Genomic DNA, 15177 nt, shown 5'->3' with positions numbered 1-15177 from the left:
TCGTGAAATCCAGTCAAATCCTGCTGCTGCTGCTTTCCATCCTGCCATTGTTGATTTTCGACGCGGCCAGAGCTCAGACGGTTTCCAAGGTTTCCGTTGCTGCAAAAGGCGCGTTTGAGTTTGAGAAGAGTTATCCAAAAGCCGCAGACGGAAAAACACCGTTCAATTTGCTCACAGGTTTTCTAAAACCTAAAAGCGGGCAAAAGATAAAATATTTTGTATTTAGAATAAGCGACGAAATGATCAAATTTCAAAGATCGATTTCGATGAACACGTTTTATGCGGACGTTAATCTCTGTCCTGGCGCTGTCGATCGAACCGTGTCCGTTCATCAGCCCCTCGGCAACTTTCTTGAGCCTATCGTGGGCCGAACCGACCTGTTGCCATACGTTAAGAGGGCAAGCCTGATCCAATTGCGCAACTACCTGTATGTCGCGATTGACAGCAATCTTCGGAGCTACTCCCCCAAGGGCGCAGATCAATATGGATATGAATGGCTGCCGATCGCGGTGGAAAGCAGACAGGTTTGCCTGACCATCAGCGTCGGTCGAATGGGGCATGGCGCCTTTCTCTCTCAGCCCATAAACATAACCAGGCTTGCGGAGTTCGTCTTTCTCGACAGCAAATGAGCCGAACCGGGCGGCAGCTTAGCCAGTCCCTGCAGCCATCCGGCCGTCGGCCGACCATGCACCCGCGCCAGCCATCGCCAGCGCCAGAAAACCGCCTGATATCGCGATGTCCTTCATCAGCATCTGCGAATGCATGAAGGTCAGCGTCGGATCGCCGCCGCCCTGGCCATAGTGGCCGATGAACGCTGTCGCGACGCAAAAGGCGGCGAGCAGCAGCGCCACGACCGGCGTCTTGAAGCCGACGAGGATGAGCAGCCCGGCGATCAGCTCGAACAGGCCTGTCGCCCAGGCTACGAGCGTTGGCAGCGGCAGGCCGAGGCCGGCAAAATAGCCTGATGTGCCGGCAACGTCAGTAAGCGCGTGGAAGCCGGACGGAACGAAAAGTGCGGCGAGCAGCAATCGGGAAAGCAGAAGCAGCGCATTGCGGGGCATCTTCACCTCCGTTGTCGACGGCCGCTTGGCCTGGCGCCCGATCTTAGCAGGTTTTCCGTCAGCGGACCGAAGGGCACAAACCGACAACGAAAAAGGGGCGCGGAAAATTCCGCACCCCTTTTGTCCAAGCAATGCTGGACTGCTTCAGCCGCGCTTGGCGTCGATCGAATAGGCGCCTGGGCCCGAGGAGGCCAGCACGAGGAAGCCGCCGGCAATCGCGACGTTCTTCAGGAAATTGATCATCTGCATCTGATCGGCCCAGCCGGTGTGGGCGACCAATGCGGTGGCAACGGTGAAGATCGCCATCACCCAGCCGACGATCCGGGTCTGGAAGCCGACGAGGATGGCGAGGCCGCCAAGCAGTTCGATCAGGCCGACGACAATGGCGGTCACCATCGGCAGCGGCAGGCCGAGGCTGCCGAAATAGCCGGCCGTGCCGGCAATCGCCGTCAGCTTGCCGAAGCCGGAAAGCAGGAAGATGACCGAAAGCAGGATGCGGCCGAGCAGGATCGTGCCCGAGGCGCCGGCGGCGGTGCCGGAACCGGCAAACGAAGTGTTGGTGGACGTGTTGGTGGACATGCGTAACTCTCCAGAAGGGTTTGGCCAAACGGCTTGGGATACCCGTCTAGTTAGCGCAGGCCGACTGTTCACCAAAGACGCCAGATTGGTTACGGATTGTTCACCCAGGTAACGTTTTCGCGATCAACTTACCCCGGATGCGTCATGTCCTGCGGCCGCACCAGCCGCTCATAGTCGGCTTCGCTGACCAGCCCGGTGGCCAGCGCTTCCTCGCGCAGCGTTGTGCCGTTCTTGTGCGCCGCCTTTGCAATCTTGGCCGCGTTGTCGTAGCCGATCGTCGGCGCCAGCGCGGTCACCAGCATCAGCGAACGGTCGAGTGCCGCCTTGATGTTGTCCTCGCGGGCCTCGATGCCGACGACGCAATTGTCGGTGAACGACACCGAAGCGTCGGCCAGCAGCTGCACCGACTGCAGGAAACAATAGGCCATCAGCGGATTGTAGACGTTGAGTTCGAAATGGCCCTGGCTGCCGGCGAAGCTGATCGCCGCATTGTTGCCGAAGACCTGCACGCAAACCTGCGTCATCGCTTCGCACTGGGTCGGGTTGACCTTGCCCGGCATGATCGACGAGCCCGGTTCGTTTTCCGGCAGCGACAATTCACCGAGGCCCGAACGCGGGCCGGAACCGAGCAGACGGATGTCGTTGGCGATCTTGAACAGCGCCGCCGCGCAGGCATTGATGGCGCCGTGCGAGAAGACCATGGAATCATGGGCGGCAAGCGCCTCGAACTTGTTCGGCGCGGTGACGAAATCGATGCCGGTGATCGCGGCGATACGCGCCGCCACCTTTTCGGCAAAACCGACCGGCGCGTTGAGGCCGGTGCCGACCGCGGTGCCGCCTTGCGCCAATTCCTGCAGGCCGGGCAGGGTCAGTTCGATGCGCTTGACCGACGAGGCGACCTGCGCCGCATAACCGGAGAATTCCTGGCCGAGCGTCAGCGGCGTCGCGTCCTGTGTATGGGTGCGGCCGATCTTCACAATATGGGCGAAAGCCTTGGTCTTGGCCTCGAGTGCCGCATGCAAATGTCTTAGCGCCGGCAGCAGGTCGTGGATGATGCGCTCGGCGCAGGCGATGTGCATTGCAGTCGGATAGGTGTCGTTCGACGACTGGCTCATATTGACGTGGTCGTTGGGATGCACCGGCTTCTTCGACCCCATGACGCCGCCCAAAAGCTGGATCGCCCGGTTGGAGATCACCTCATTGGCGTTCATGTTGGACTGCGTGCCCGAACCGGTCTGCCAGACGACCAGCGGGAAATGCTCGTTGAGCTTGCCGTCGATGACCTCCTGGGAGGCCTCGATAATGGCCTTGCCGATCGCCGGATCGAGCCGCTTCAGCTCCATATTGGCCTCCGCTGCCGCCCGCTTGACGATGCCCAGCGCCCGCACGATCGAGGCCGGCTGCTTTTCCCAGCCGATCTTGAAATTGGCCAGCGAACGCTGCGCCTGCGCGCCCCAGTAACGGTCGGCGGCGACCTCGATGGGACCGAACGTGTCGGTTTCGGTTCTGGTCTCTGGCGCGCTCACGAAGTCTCTCCGGTTTGCAATTTGCAAACGGCGTATCGCGTTGCACAAATGCCTTCAAGCGGAGATTGCGGGTGACGGGAATGCAAATCGGTTGAAGGTGCTGGCAATCTCCCCACTTGAGGGGGAGATGTCGCCGAAGGCGACAGAGGGGGTCGGTAGGTCTTGACGCAACTCCCATAGCGGACGAAACAGGCTGGTGTTCCACGCGAGACGACCCCCTCTGGCCTGCCGGCCATCTCCCCCTCGAGGGGGGAGATCGCAACCTCACCCCGCCGTGTATCCTCCATCCACGGCGAAGATTCCGCCGCTGGTCCATGCCGCTTCGTCGCTGGCGAGATAGACGGCGATGCCGGCAAGGTCGCCGGTTCGGCCGATGCGGCCGAGCGGGTAGCTGCGCTCGACATAGGCCTTGAGCTCGGCTTGCGCGGCCTCAGGCAGGTTTTCGATCGACCTGCGCCGCATCGCTGTGTCGACCGTGCCGGGCGCGATGGCGTTGACTCTTATGCCGCGCGGCCCGAGCTCGAAGGCGAGCGACTTGGTCAGCGAATTGAGCGCGCCCTTCGACAGCGAATAGAGGCTGGACGGCCGCTTCGGGATCATCTTATGCGCGAAATAGGACGAGATGTTGATCACCGAGGCCGCGCCCGGCGCGAGATGCGGCAACAGCCGCTGGGTGAGGAAGAATACCGCCGTGACGTTGAGTGCGAAGGACTGCTGGAACTGATCCTCGCTGACGGTTTCGAACGGCACAAGGAACGCCACGCCGGCATTGTTGACGAGGATATCGACAGGTGGGCCGCGCCTGGCATGCTCGACCACGGCATCGATGCCGGCGCTGGCCGACAGGTCGGCCGAAAGCGCTTCGACATTATCCCCGAGCTGCTTGCGGGCGGCGTCGAGTTTTTTGCCGTCGCGGCCGACGATCAGCACGTCCGCGCCTTCGCGCAAAAACGCCTCGGCGATTGCCAGCCCGATCCCGTCCGAGCCGCCGGTGACCAGTGCCCGTTTGCCGCCTAGTCTCATCCAACACTCCCGCGCACTGCCGCCTTCCGCCGGCGGCATGACCCCAGAGCAGCGCTGCCTGCACTCCGGGTCAAGTCGCCTGCCTATCCCAGCGTATGAAACTTCGCCTCGTCTCACCGCCCAAGCAGCGATTGTGAGGTTGGCGACAGCCGCAAAGTCTCAGTCGGCTTGGCCATACGTGACTGGACGCTCTGCTCGAACACTTGCCACTCCGGGGAGGCAGCCAAGGCTGCCTCGTGGCGGGCATGTGCATCGGCGCTGGCGAAACCGGTGATGCTGATGAAGACGTTTTCGCTGGCCCGCACCGGCAGCCGCGGAAAGCTGTTTTCGGCATGTTCGGTAACGAAGGCGGCGAGCGGCGACGCGCCAAATGCGGCGAGCACCGGAAGGGCCGCGGTCTGGAAGTCGTTGGCGAAACGGGCTTCCAGGCCCGGTTGCAAATGATGAATCCTGATGACAATAATTGCCTGCAAATCGCTGCCTGCGCACGGTTTTTCGAGGTCCGCCTGGGGTACTCGTTTCGATCCCGAGAGGTCTAGGCTCGCGCCCGGCCAGGCCGGCTTCAGCAGCAGCACGTCGTCGGATGAGATCATCGTGGCGTTGGCGGCGTCGCGCCAGGCAGCCCAGACCGGCCCGTCATAGAAGGCGGTCAGAGCGTTTTTCCGCGCTTCCATACCGTCGAAGCCGCGCAGCCAGACGAACATATCCGGCCGGTCGAGATCGCGGAACTGGCCGATGATGGTCATCCCCGCCGTTTCCTGGCCCTCGATCAGCTGATTGTCGAAGATGCCGATCAGTGTCTCGCGCCGGCCGGGTTTCAGCGTGTATTGCCTGAGTTCGACGACGGGCGAGGCGAGCAGATCGGGATTAGGTATGGCGTTCAAAGGCAGGTTCATCGCGCGAGCTCCAAAACAGGACAGTCATCCTGTTTTACAAAACAGACCGATTGTCCTGTTTTGTCAATCTGCTATCGTGTGAAGATGTCAGCAGAGATATCCGCTCGCCCAAGGTCGCGGGCTCAAAAACGCACCAACGACCCCGAAGGCATGCGCAAAAAGGTGCTCGATGTCGCCGAGGAGGCGTTTCAGGCACGCGGCTATCATGCATCCAGCATGGGCGACCTGATGGCGACGGCGGGCGTCACCGGCGGCGCGCTGCACCACCATTTCCCAACCAAGAAGGCGCTGGCGCTCGCAGTGATCGAGGAGCGGGTCGCCGCCGCCGTAGAAGAGACTTGGATCGCGCCGATGCGGATGGCTCCCTCAGCGCGCGAGGGCGTGCGCTCCGTGTTCGCGGCCGTCGCGGCGGAGCTGGAGCAGCAGGGTTTCGTGCGCGGCTGCCCGCTCAACAACCTGGCGCATGAACTGTCGCTTGCCGATCCGGATTTCCGCATTGCCCTTGCCGGCATTTTTTCGACCTGGCGTCAGGCGATCGCCGACAAGATCAGCGCCGACCAGCAGGCGGGCCGGGAGCTGGGCACCGATCCGCAGCGCTTCGCAGCGCTCGCCGTCGCCAGCTATTCGGGCGCCATGTCGATGGCCAAGACAGCACAGGACGCGAGCGTGCTGCGTGACTGCCTGATGGCGTTGGAGCAGGGAGTTATGTCGTCCAAAGCAGGAACGAGGCGACGTAGCAGGATACTGCACAGAGCCCTCTGACGCCGGCAGGACAGTCGCTCACTATGACCGAGGCGGGGAGGCCGAGCTCTTAATTCGGCAGCGGCTTGATCAGCTCGTAGCCGACCACGCTTTCGGCACTGGTGCCCTCGTCATAGCGCCTGGCCACAACTGCCTGCAGGTCGGGTGCGTAAAGCGCGGTAAACTCGTCCCGCATCTCGCCGGCCTCGCTCCTGATGGTCTGCTTGACCGCGAGCACGGAGTATTTGCAATCACCCAGGCTGAACGTCTCCTTGCCCTTGATGTTGATCTCCAGCGTCTCGGTGCCCTTCGGCGGCTTGTTCGGTGCGAGACGGGCAAATACGATCTTGCTCTTGGCACCCGCCTTCAGCGGGAACACCTTCCTGAGATCGGAAAACGGGATCATCGCCAGCTGCCCCGTGCTGCTGTCGCGAAACACCTCGATCAGCCCGCCGAACAGGTACTGCGACTGCGGCGATTGCGACTGGTATTTGTTGGCAACCGCCACCATTCCGCCCGCCGCCGGACGAAATTCGCTGTGGATGCCAGCCCTTTCGAGAATGAAGCCGGCCTTGGCCGATTTGGCGTCGATGCACTCGGCGCCATGCGCCGCGCTCGTCACCGCCAGAATGGCCATTGTCATGCCGATGGATGCAGTGTTCATGGCGTCCTCCTCTGCCCGCGCAAATTGAATGCCGAAAGCAATGCCAGACCTGGGGGAACGTGTCGACACACTTTGCGAGCAACTGGACTGCCGGTCCGCGTCGTGCTGAATTTTAGCGCATGATGCATCGCATTTCCGCCCGGCCGGTTTCCCGGCGCAGGTTCCTGATGAAGGCAGCGGCCGTTGCCGCGGCCGGCGCCGTTTCGCGCCCGGCCTTCGGCCAGACCGGGCAGCGCATCCCGCCGATCGACGCCACTTTCCTGTTTATCGCTGATGTCCATGCCTGCCGCATGGCGAACGGATTGAGCCCGCACTGCGAGCAGGAGGGCAAGACAGACGCTGCCTTGCTGCGCAACGTCGCCGCACTCAACGGCGTCGGCGACAGGCAATGGCCGGCTGAAATCGATGGCGTTGCCACCGCCCTGCGCTCGACGGGCAAAATCGGCACGCCGCTCGGCCTCGTCGTTGGCGGCGACATCACCGATGATGGCGGCGGCCAGATCACCCAGCCCAGCGAGGGCACGCAACTGCTTCAGTTCAGCCAGCGCTACCAGCAAGGCGTCGGCCCCGACCGCGTGCACATGCCGGTCTATGTCGGCCTCGGCAACCACGACCTCGACCAGAACGGCCCGCGCTCGCATGTCGACTGGTACCGCCGCGAAATGCGCGACTACGTCGAGGTCAACCACCGCCCCGGCGTGTTCTTCAAGCCGCCTGCGCCGGCGACCGACTACGACGTCGAGACCGACTGCTATTCATGGGATTGGGGCGGCCTGCATCTTGTCCAGACGCACCGTTTCGCCGGCGATACCGGCCATGGCGCCGTCAGCAGCCTGCCATGGCTGAAGCAGGACCTGGCGACTTATGCCGGCGACGGCCGCCCGGTCATCCTGTTCCAGCATTATGGCTGGGATACTTTTTCGATCGAAAGATGGGACGCCGCCGAGAAAACCTTCGACGACGCCGGCAAGGGTCCGCCCCACTGGTGGAGCGAAGCCGACAGGCAGGCGCTGCTGGCTGTGCTGAAGGGTTACAACGTCGTCGGCGTCTTCCATGGCCACCAGCACGCGACGCCGATGATCTACCACCGTGACGGGGTCGACTTGTTCAAGCCGAAGGCCGCCTTCATGGGCGGCTTTGCGTTGGCGCGGGTGACGGGAAACAGCATGGATGTGGTGCTGGGCGAAGCCGCCGGAGATCATGGCGAGGTCACCTTCACCAATGCATACAGCAAAAGCCTGACTTTCTGACGGGCAGGAGAGGGCCAAAAAGGCGGCCGAGCCGCCTTTTCCTGGTTCACGAAGGGCCGGCGTCAAAGCGCCTTCTTCACCTTCTCCTTCACGTCGCCGTAAGCCTTCTGCATCTTGCCGGTCGCCTTGTCGACGTCGCCTTCGGCCTCGGCGCGCCTCTTGCCGGTGGCCTTGCCGGCGGTCTGCTTGACCGAGCCCTTGGCTTGCTTGGCAACGCCGGCAACCTGATCCTTGTTCACCATCTCGCATCTCCTGGACCGTTCGCCTGGAGAAACGGTCGCGGATCGCTTAGGTTCCGGGTTCTGCCCGTCGATTGGGATAGCTTCCGGCCGCGAAGCCGACAGGATAGGGTGCACCAGAACGCCCGAACAGACAGGGCCGGAGGGACAATGGCTGAATTCACGCTCTTCCTCGGCAACAAGTGTTTTTCGTCGTGGTCACTGCGGCCGTGGCTGGCGATGAAGTATCTGGAGATCCCGTTCGAGGAAGGTCTTGTGCGCCTGCGCACGCCCGAGACCGCGGCCAATCTGGCCAGGATATCGCCGACCGGCCAGGTGCCGGTGCTGAACCATCGGCTGCCGAATGGCGAGGTCCGGATCGTCTGGGAAACCCTTGCCATCCTTGAATATCTCGCCGAGCTGTTTCCCGGGAAAGAGCTTTGGCCGGCCGACATCGGCGCCCGCGCGCTGGCCCGCTCGGCGGCGACAGAGATGCATTCCGGCTTTCGCGAGGTCCGCTATGGCTGGCCGATGAATTTGCGCCGGCCAAAAGGCTACAAGCCGCTCGACGCCGAAGGTGAGGCACAACGGGCGCGCATCGAAGGGCTATGGCGCGAATGCCGCGAAAAATACGGCAAAGGCGGCCCGTTCCTGTTTGGCCATTTCACCGCGGCCGACGCCATGTATGCGCCGGTCGTCACCCGCTTCGACACCTATGGCGGCACGCTGGCAACCGATACCCGCGCCTATGTCGACGCCGTGCTTTCGATGCCGGCGATGCGCCACTGGTATGCCGAGGCGGCGAAAGAGCCTTGGCCGGAGCCCGGCCCAGACGAATAGAGCCGAGCAACCGGCAAACTGGTCTTCCACTTCGCGGCCCGCGGCCTATCTGAAGATCGGGCTGGGGCCTTGGAGACTTCACAATGACATCTGTTTCTTCCGCACTGGCCGGCAAGGTCGCACTCGTCACCGGCGCCTCCTCGGGCATCGGCGAGGCAACGGCTGTGGCACTCGCAGCCGCCGGGGCCAAGGTGGCGATTGCCGCACGCCGCGCCGATCGTCTCGAAGCGCTGGCCGCGCGTATCGAAGAGGCCGGCGGCGCTGCGCTCCGCATCGAGGCTGACGTCACCAGCAACGACGATGTCACCGCCATGGTCGACAAGGTTGTCGCCGAATGGGGCCGCCTCGACATCCTCGTCAACAATGCAGGTGTCATGCTTCTGTCGCCGGCCGCCGATGCCGAACTCGACGACTGGCGCCGCATGGTCGAGCTCAACCTGCTGGCGCTGATGGGCGTCACCAAGGCGGCGCTGCCGCATCTCAGGGCCGCCAAGGGTCACATCGTCAATGTCTCGTCGATCGCCGGACGCGTCGCCAATCCCGGCGCCAGCGGCTATGCCGCAACCAAGTTCGGCGTCGTCGGCTTTTCCGAATCGCTGCGCCGCGAAGTCTACGCCGACAAGGTTCGCGTCACCGTCATCGAGCCTGGCCTTGTGCGCACCGAACTCGGCGACCATGTCACCAACCCGGCGGCGAAGGCCGGGCTCGACCAGCGGCTCGCCGCCATGGAGGCGCTGACCGCCGAGGACATCGCCGCGGCCATTCTCTACGCCGTGGGCCAGCCGGCACACGTCAACGTCAACGAGATCGTCATCCGCCCGACCGACCAGGAACGGTGAACGGCGTCAGATATTTTCGCTACGCCTCAAATCCCGCCCGCAGGAAATCGCCACACTCCTCGACCAGCCGCGACGGGTCCCTCGCGAGGTAGACGCCGAAATCCGCCATCGGCGCCGGCGGCAGGTTGAAGCGTCCGTTGAGGCTTTGGCAGTCGGGCGGCAGTCCTTCCTGCAGCAGAAGGCCGATGCCAAGCCCGGCCCTCAGCGCCGAGATCAGTGTCGCGAAGGTCGACACGCGGCAGCCGATCTTCCAGCCGATCCCGGCCTCGGCGAGCGAGGCCAGCATCCTGTCCTGCCAGGAGCAGGCGCCTTCGAAGATGATCAGCGGAAGCTCAACCTCGTCATCGATCTCGATCATGCGGCTTGCCGCCCAGACCAGCTGTCGTGACAGATGGCCTCGCGGCGCCTTTGTGAAGCGCGCCGGATCGGCCATGACGATGTCGCATCTTCCTTCGCCCAAAGACTTGCTGAGATCGCTGCTGCTGGCCGACGTCAGCTCGATCTCCACGGAAGGATGCCGGCGGCGGAAGTCGGCGATGATCAACGGCAGCCGCGTTACCGCCAAATCCTCGACGATGCCGAGCCGGACACGGCCGACCAGCCTGCGGCCTTCTATCTCGCGCCTGGCATCGTCGCCGATCGCGATGGCCTTGCGGGCGAAGGCGAGCAGGATCTCGCCGGCCTCGGTCAGCGTCACGCCGCGCGGCGAACGGCGCAGCAGCTCGGCGCCGACTTCACCCTCGAGGCGCTGAAGCTGCATGCTCACCGCCGCCTGGGTGCGGGCAAGCCGATCGGCCGCCCGGCTCACCGTTCCCGTATCGGCCACGGTGACGAAGGCGCGCAGCAGCCTGACGTCGATATCTCCAGTCATAAGAAGTCCTGATAGCTGTGTCAGCACTATCAGGCTACCTGAAAGCCCGATCTGAATTCAAGGTCCGCTCGTCCAACGAAAACAGGAGCAGCCACCTTGTCCTACAGAAGAAGATTTGAGGAGCTCGGTGTCGCCTGGCCGTCACTCGAGCGGCCCGCTTTGCCGTTCTCGCCGACGGTTCGGGTCGCCGACATCGTCTATGTCTCCGGTCAGATCCCCGAGATCGGGCAGGAGATCGCCGCGATCGGCCAGGTCGGCGCAGAGATCGATCTGGCCGCGGCGCGGAATGCCGCCCGGCTCTGCGCGGCCAACATCGTCTATTGGCTGGACAAGGAATTGGACGGCAATCTCGACCGCGTCGTGAAATTCGCCAAGCTGACCGTCTATGTGAACGCGGCGGCCGGCTTTGCGGCCTATTCGGAGGTCGGCAACGGAGCATCCGAATTTCTGCTCCATGTTTTTGGCGAGCGTGGCGAGCATGCCCGCTGCTCGCTCGGCATGGCCGGCTTGCCGGCCAATGTTCCGGTCGAAGCCGACGCCATTGTGCATGTCCGCTGATGCACGCCCAAAGCATGCACTCAGGGCTTATCCGGGAGTGCGCAGCGAAACCAGGGGAGGCTTGGCTTGATAAGTACAAATTTTGAGGGGCGGAAGGCGCTGGTTCTCGGCGGAGGCAAGGGCCTGGGTTTCGGCGTCGCCGAAGCGCTCGCGGCGAAAGGCGCCGAGATCATCCTGGCCGGACGAGGGAAGGAGACCCTGGATGCGGCGCGGCGCGCGATCGAGTCCGCCGGCCCCGTCTGCTCGACCTTCAGCGCCGATCTTTCCGATAACGACAGCGTCTCCCGGCTGATCCGTGCCATCGAGGACGAGCATCAGCGGATCGACATCGTCCTGCTCAATGGCGGCGGCCCGCCGCCCTTCGCGGCCAGCGTCTTCGATGCGAGCGTCTGGGAGAAGCAGTTCACCAGCATGGTGCTGAGCCAGATGCGCATCGCCATTTCTTTCCTGCCAGGCATGCGGTCGCGGCGCTGGGGGCGCATCATCGCCGTTTCCTCCACGTCCGTCCGCGAGCCGATCCCCGGCCTCACCGCTTCGAATGCGTTGCGCGCGTCGCTTGCCGGCTGGGCCAAGACGCTGGCCGGCGAAGTGGCGGCGGACGGCGTCACCGTCAACCTGTTGCTGCCTGGCCGTTTTGCGACGGACCGGACGAAACAGTTCGACGCGATGGACGCCGCCGACAGGGGTGTGGACGCTGCTGTGATCGCCGCCGAGAGTCAGGCCGAAATCCCGGCAAAGCGCTACGGGACCCCCGCCGAATTCGGCGCGGTTGCCGCATTCCTGGCCAGCGACGACGCCGCCTATATCACCGGCGTGGCTTTGCCGGTGGATGGCGGGTTCAGCCGGGCCATGCTGTGAGGGGCAGGGTGCAGCGGCGCGAATGGTCGCATCACAGGAACGCCCCTCGTGCCTTTTATCTGCGCGGGGGGCGTCCTGTTTGTCGTCCGCCTCTCTCAAGATCGCTCTTTCAAGAACGGCTTTCGACACCGAAAGAATGCCCGCGGTGCCAAAATGGTTCCCGGCTGATTGGTTTTTTCGGCGGGCAATAGCCCGGCTTTCGCCGTCCGATGTGCTGGCGCGGGCCGCCGCCGCGCGTCTCCGCGAGTGTGGAAAATCAAAAAAATTGACACAACGCGCAAAGAAGTCTATAAGAATTTTGTCGATATTTGTTTGACCGACTTTTGTTATCCGCGTGCTTAGGCGCGCCTTTGGCGAACTTCCCCCATCAAAATCGAGACAAACGTTGTTGTGCATCCGCATGACGGCGAACGAATATTTGCCATGGAAAGGGTTCGTTATGAGCACAGGCACAGTTAAATGGTTCAACGCCACCAAAGGTTTTGGTTTTATTCAGCCTGACGACGGTTCTGCCGACGTTTTTGTCCACATCTCAGCCGTCGAGCGTGCCGGAATGCGCGACATCGTCGAGGGCCAGAAGCTTGGCTACGAGATGGTCCGCGACAACAAGTCGGGCAAGATGTCCGCCGACCAGTTGAAGGCGGCCTAAAACGGAATTAAGCCTCACCGGTGACCACAGATGTACTGGCACCGGTGAATGGCAAATTCCAGCGCATGATCGCGGGGATGTTAAGTCCCCGCTCATGCGCATGAGAAGAACGTTTCCTTGCGCGTCTCTCGGGATGCGCGGGCGCTCTCATGGAAGGTCAGGCGGTGCCTGGCCTTTTTCATTTTTGCGCTTCGATCGCCGAAAGAGCGCCGCTCGACGGCCCGGACGTGCTAAGGACGTTCCAGCAATTTGAAACCGGCTGCCGTATTGCTTTGTGCGGGATCCTGGCCGAAAGACCAGTCTCGCCACTTTTCGGCGGCGTGCTCCGAACCGGGAGAAAGACCTTGACCGCAACTTCAAAGAAACCCCGCGACCAGGCCGAATCCATTTTCAGCAAGACGCGGACCCAGTCGATGTCGCTCGACCGCATCAATTCCGAACGGGATGCCGTCAGCCAAGCCCGCGAAGCCAAGACCGCGCGGCTGCGCGAATTGCGCCTGGAGAAGGAAGCCGACGACATGGCGGCGGCGGTTGCGGTCGCGGCCTCGCCGAAACGCGCAGGCAAACGCTGATGGCCACCAAACGCGTGCCTCAAAAGGCGATCGCCGCAGATTCGACCATCGCCGATGTCGTGGGCGAACTAGACAAGCCGGTCGAATATGTCCGGCGCGTGCTCGAAAAGCTCGAGCGCTGCAGGCGTGTCCACGGCGATGCCCAGGTTCGGCTCGGCGTGCGCGGTCGTGCCGAATGCCCCAATTATCTGATCGAATACGTCCGGGAAAACGCCAAGACCCGCGAGCGCGTGACCTTTCAGGATGCCGCCTACAGCGGCAGTACGCATCGCGAGCTGGCGCCCCGGCACATCGAGGAAGCCAGGAACTGGTCGCCCGAAGAAATGAACATCACGGCCGTTTCGGCGCTCATCGGCCGCCTTCGCAATCCGAATGCGCCATCATCGCGTTTCTCTGACGAGGATTGATATGGCAATCAAGTTTTCCGCCAAGGGCCAGCCGGCAGCGCCTGCTGCCGCCGTGAAGCCGGCCAAGCCGGCGGCCGCGCCAAAAACCGGCGAAGCCGCCGAAGCGGGCACCGATCTGTTCAGGTCGCCGGCGGAAGCACCGCCGCGCAAGCCCAAGAAGAAATAGCGCCCTTGCAGCAAAATGCCGACCGGAAATCTGCGCCAAGGCTGCTTGCCCTGGCGGTCGCAGAGGAGTTTTCGTCGCCACAAGAGGGCGCCGGTCCGATTGCCTTCGATTGCCAGACCTGTGGCGCCTGCTGCGCCTACTCGTCCAGATGGCCGCGCTTCTCCACCGAGGATGACGCGCAGCTCGACCTTATCCCGCAAAAATACGTGGCTGCCGACGAAGCCGGTATGCGCTGCGACGGCGCGCGCTGTTCGGCACTGTGCGGCGAGGTCGGCAAGTCAACGGCCTGCGGCATCTACGACATCCGCCCCGACGTCTGCCGCGCCTGCATGCCGGGCGATGACGACTGCCTGATCGCGCGTCGGGCTCAAGGTCTGCCGACGCTGTAATGACGGCCCTCGGGCTGGCGTCTCAGTTTGAATTTCGTCAATCAGATGCGCGAAAGTCGCTGCGGTAGAGGCCGGGCGATCGTCCGGTCAATCGTTTGAATGCCTGCGAGAACGACGGCACCGATTCATATCCGACGGCGTGCCCGATCTCGCCAATGTTCTGGTTCGTTTCCCGCAGAGCCTTGGCGGCAAGGTTCATCCGCCACCGGGTCACATAGGACAGCGGCGGCTGTCCTACCAGTTGAGCGAAGCGACGCGCGAAGGTGGCCCGGGACTGTGCTGCGCCGCTGGCAAGGGAAGCGATGGTCCAGGGATTGCCCGGCCGCTCGTGGATCAGGCGCAAAGCCTGCGCAATGCCTTTGTCGCGCAAGGCGCCAAACCATCCCCCTGTTCCGAGTGGCTGATGTTCGATCCAGGCGCGCAACAAGAAGATCAACGTGCTGTCGAGAAGGCGTGGGGCGACAATGTCGTGGCCGCCGAGATCGGCTTTCGCTTCGACCTGCAGAAGTTCCAGGGCAAGCCGCAGCGGCTCGCTGGTGTCGATCTGATTCCGGGTCAAATGAATCAGCGGAGGAAGCAGCGAAACCATCGGATATGGCCCGACGCCGTCGAGTGAATATCTCGCACAAAGAAGAGTTGTCGCGCCGCTTTCGCTTTTCGGTTCCGCTCCGCTCCGATTTGCGGAAAGGACGGCGGATATCGATGCCGTCGGTGCATCCGCCGGATTGCAAAGGGCATGCCCGATACCGCTCGCGACAAGGATGACATCTCCCTCGCCTAAGCGGATCGGCTCCCTTTCACCGGCTAACCGCAGCCAGCATTCGCCGTTCTGTATGACGTGGATGGCGGCATTCCTTGTCGGATCCACCGAAATACCCCATGGCCGATGCAGGGTCGCGCTGCCGATCATGGCGCTGCCAAATCTCAGCGAAGCAAGAACTTCGGACAAGGCGTCCATGAGAACCATCCTCCAACGATGAATAGGACGACGCTATTAGACGATTGGATAAGAATCTAGTGGAATAGCGTATCGACCATCTCACAATCGCAACAGATCATGTTGGCAATGT

At 62.8% G+C, this 15177-nt stretch carries 21 protein-coding genes; 12 read left to right on the top strand and 9 right to left on the bottom strand.

Annotation, left to right across the window (positions count from 1 at the left end; genetic code table 11):
• Positions 1 to 2 precede the first annotated feature (2 nt).
• Positions 3 to 629, top strand: coding sequence for a hypothetical protein (locus tag NKI52_RS19585; RefSeq protein WP_352569737.1), 627 nt, complete (start codon positions 3 to 5; stop codon positions 627 to 629).
• An 18-nt stretch (positions 630 to 647) separates the two neighbouring features.
• Here NKI52_RS19585 and NKI52_RS19580 read toward each other — a convergent pair whose 3' ends face one another.
• The 5 genes from NKI52_RS19580 to NKI52_RS19560 all read right to left on the bottom strand — a co-directional run bounded on the left by NKI52_RS19580 (position 648) and on the right by NKI52_RS19560 (position 5085).
• Positions 648 to 1061 carry a DoxX family protein gene (locus NKI52_RS19580; RefSeq protein WP_352569738.1) on the bottom strand — a complete coding sequence of 138 codons (414 nt, stop codon included), beginning with the start codon at positions 1059 to 1061 and terminating at the stop codon, positions 648 to 650.
• A gap of 144 nt (positions 1062 to 1205) precedes the next feature.
• Positions 1206 to 1640, bottom strand: a complete 435-nt coding sequence (locus tag NKI52_RS19575) for a DoxX family protein (RefSeq protein WP_023677622.1) — start codon at positions 1638 to 1640, stop codon at positions 1206 to 1208.
• Positions 1641 to 1768: 128 nt separating this feature from the next.
• The gene (gene fumC / locus NKI52_RS19570) at positions 1769 to 3166 is read right to left on the bottom strand and encodes a class II fumarate hydratase (protein WP_023677621.1); all 1398 of its coding nucleotides are present in this window, start codon (positions 3164 to 3166) and stop codon (positions 1769 to 1771) included.
• A gap of 264 nt (positions 3167 to 3430) precedes the next feature.
• On the bottom strand, positions 3431 to 4189 hold the full coding sequence (locus NKI52_RS19565; RefSeq protein ID WP_023677620.1) for an SDR family NAD(P)-dependent oxidoreductase: 759 nt from the start codon (positions 4187 to 4189) through the stop codon (positions 3431 to 3433).
• 113 nt (positions 4190 to 4302) lie between these two features.
• Entirely contained in the window at positions 4303 to 5085 is a 783-nt protein-coding gene (locus tag NKI52_RS19560; RefSeq protein ID WP_023677619.1) for an NIPSNAP family protein, read from the bottom strand.
• Positions 5086 to 5235: 150 nt separating this feature from the next.
• Here NKI52_RS19560 and NKI52_RS19555 point away from each other — a divergent pair, with 150 nt between their 5' ends.
• Positions 5236 to 5847, top strand: coding sequence for a TetR/AcrR family transcriptional regulator (locus NKI52_RS19555; protein ID WP_352595764.1), 612 nt, complete (start codon positions 5236 to 5238; stop codon positions 5845 to 5847).
• A 49-nt stretch (positions 5848 to 5896) separates the two neighbouring features.
• Here NKI52_RS19555 and NKI52_RS19550 read toward each other — a convergent pair whose 3' ends face one another.
• Complete coding sequence (locus tag NKI52_RS19550) at positions 5897 to 6490, bottom strand: hypothetical protein (RefSeq protein ID WP_023677617.1); 594 nt, start codon at positions 6488 to 6490, stop codon at positions 5897 to 5899.
• 119 nt (positions 6491 to 6609) lie between these two features.
• Here NKI52_RS19550 and NKI52_RS19545 point away from each other — a divergent pair, with 119 nt between their 5' ends.
• Complete coding sequence (locus NKI52_RS19545; protein ID WP_023677616.1) at positions 6610 to 7740, top strand: metallophosphoesterase; 1131 nt, start codon at positions 6610 to 6612, stop codon at positions 7738 to 7740.
• Positions 7741 to 7802: 62 nt separating this feature from the next.
• On the opposite strand, the gene NKI52_RS19540 is transcribed toward NKI52_RS19545, so the two are convergent.
• Complete coding sequence (locus tag NKI52_RS19540; protein WP_031212003.1) at positions 7803 to 7982, bottom strand: CsbD family protein; 180 nt, start codon at positions 7980 to 7982, stop codon at positions 7803 to 7805.
• Positions 7983 to 8129: 147 nt separating this feature from the next.
• Here NKI52_RS19540 and NKI52_RS19535 point away from each other — a divergent pair, with 147 nt between their 5' ends.
• Both NKI52_RS19535 and NKI52_RS19530 read left to right on the top strand, forming a co-directional pair.
• On the top strand, positions 8130 to 8798 hold the full coding sequence (locus tag NKI52_RS19535; RefSeq protein WP_352595761.1) for a glutathione S-transferase family protein: 669 nt from the start codon (positions 8130 to 8132) through the stop codon (positions 8796 to 8798).
• An 83-nt stretch (positions 8799 to 8881) separates the two neighbouring features.
• Entirely contained in the window at positions 8882 to 9637 is a 756-nt protein-coding gene (locus tag NKI52_RS19530) for an SDR family NAD(P)-dependent oxidoreductase (RefSeq protein WP_023677613.1), read from the top strand.
• Between the two features lie 19 nt (positions 9638 to 9656).
• Here the strand turns inward: NKI52_RS19530 and NKI52_RS19525 are convergent, their stop codons facing one another.
• Positions 9657 to 10508, bottom strand: coding sequence for a LysR family transcriptional regulator (locus NKI52_RS19525; protein WP_023677612.1), 852 nt, complete (start codon positions 10506 to 10508; stop codon positions 9657 to 9659).
• Between the two features lie 96 nt (positions 10509 to 10604).
• Between NKI52_RS19525 and NKI52_RS19520 the strand changes: the two genes are divergently transcribed.
• The 7 genes from NKI52_RS19520 to NKI52_RS19490 all read left to right on the top strand — a co-directional run bounded on the left by NKI52_RS19520 (position 10605) and on the right by NKI52_RS19490 (position 14107).
• A complete protein-coding gene (locus NKI52_RS19520; RefSeq protein WP_023677611.1) occupies positions 10605 to 11066 on the top strand; it encodes a RidA family protein in 462 nt (153 codons plus the stop codon).
• 66 nt (positions 11067 to 11132) lie between these two features.
• The gene (locus tag NKI52_RS19515; RefSeq protein ID WP_352569747.1) at positions 11133 to 11924 is read left to right on the top strand and encodes an SDR family oxidoreductase; all 792 of its coding nucleotides are present in this window, start codon (positions 11133 to 11135) and stop codon (positions 11922 to 11924) included.
• A gap of 439 nt (positions 11925 to 12363) precedes the next feature.
• Entirely contained in the window at positions 12364 to 12573 is a 210-nt protein-coding gene (locus NKI52_RS19510) for a cold-shock protein (protein ID WP_010915421.1), read from the top strand.
• A gap of 344 nt (positions 12574 to 12917) precedes the next feature.
• Positions 12918 to 13145 (top strand): hypothetical protein, encoded by a 228-nt coding sequence (locus NKI52_RS19505; RefSeq protein ID WP_352468355.1) that lies wholly within the window; start codon positions 12918 to 12920, stop codon positions 13143 to 13145.
• Positions 13145 to 13552, top strand: coding sequence for a hypothetical protein (locus tag NKI52_RS19500; RefSeq protein WP_292664441.1), 408 nt, complete (start codon positions 13145 to 13147; stop codon positions 13550 to 13552). Before NKI52_RS19505 ends, NKI52_RS19500 begins: the two co-directional genes overlap by 1 nt.
• 1 nt (position 13553) lies before the next feature.
• Complete coding sequence (locus NKI52_RS19495; RefSeq protein WP_023722752.1) at positions 13554 to 13718, top strand: hypothetical protein; 165 nt, start codon at positions 13554 to 13556, stop codon at positions 13716 to 13718.
• Between the two features lie 50 nt (positions 13719 to 13768).
• Positions 13769 to 14107 (top strand): YkgJ family cysteine cluster protein, encoded by a 339-nt coding sequence (locus NKI52_RS19490; protein WP_352468390.1) that lies wholly within the window; start codon positions 13769 to 13771, stop codon positions 14105 to 14107.
• 37 nt (positions 14108 to 14144) lie between these two features.
• Here the strand turns inward: NKI52_RS19490 and NKI52_RS19485 are convergent, their stop codons facing one another.
• The gene (locus NKI52_RS19485; RefSeq protein ID WP_352699155.1) at positions 14145 to 15065 is read right to left on the bottom strand and encodes an AraC family transcriptional regulator; all 921 of its coding nucleotides are present in this window, start codon (positions 15063 to 15065) and stop codon (positions 14145 to 14147) included.
• Positions 15066 to 15177 lie beyond the last annotated feature (112 nt).

Source organism: Mesorhizobium sp. M0590 (assembly GCF_040320905.1).
Taxonomy (GTDB): Bacteria; Pseudomonadota; Alphaproteobacteria; order Rhizobiales; family Rhizobiaceae; genus Mesorhizobium.
This window is presented reverse-complemented; position numbering and strand designations above follow the sequence as displayed.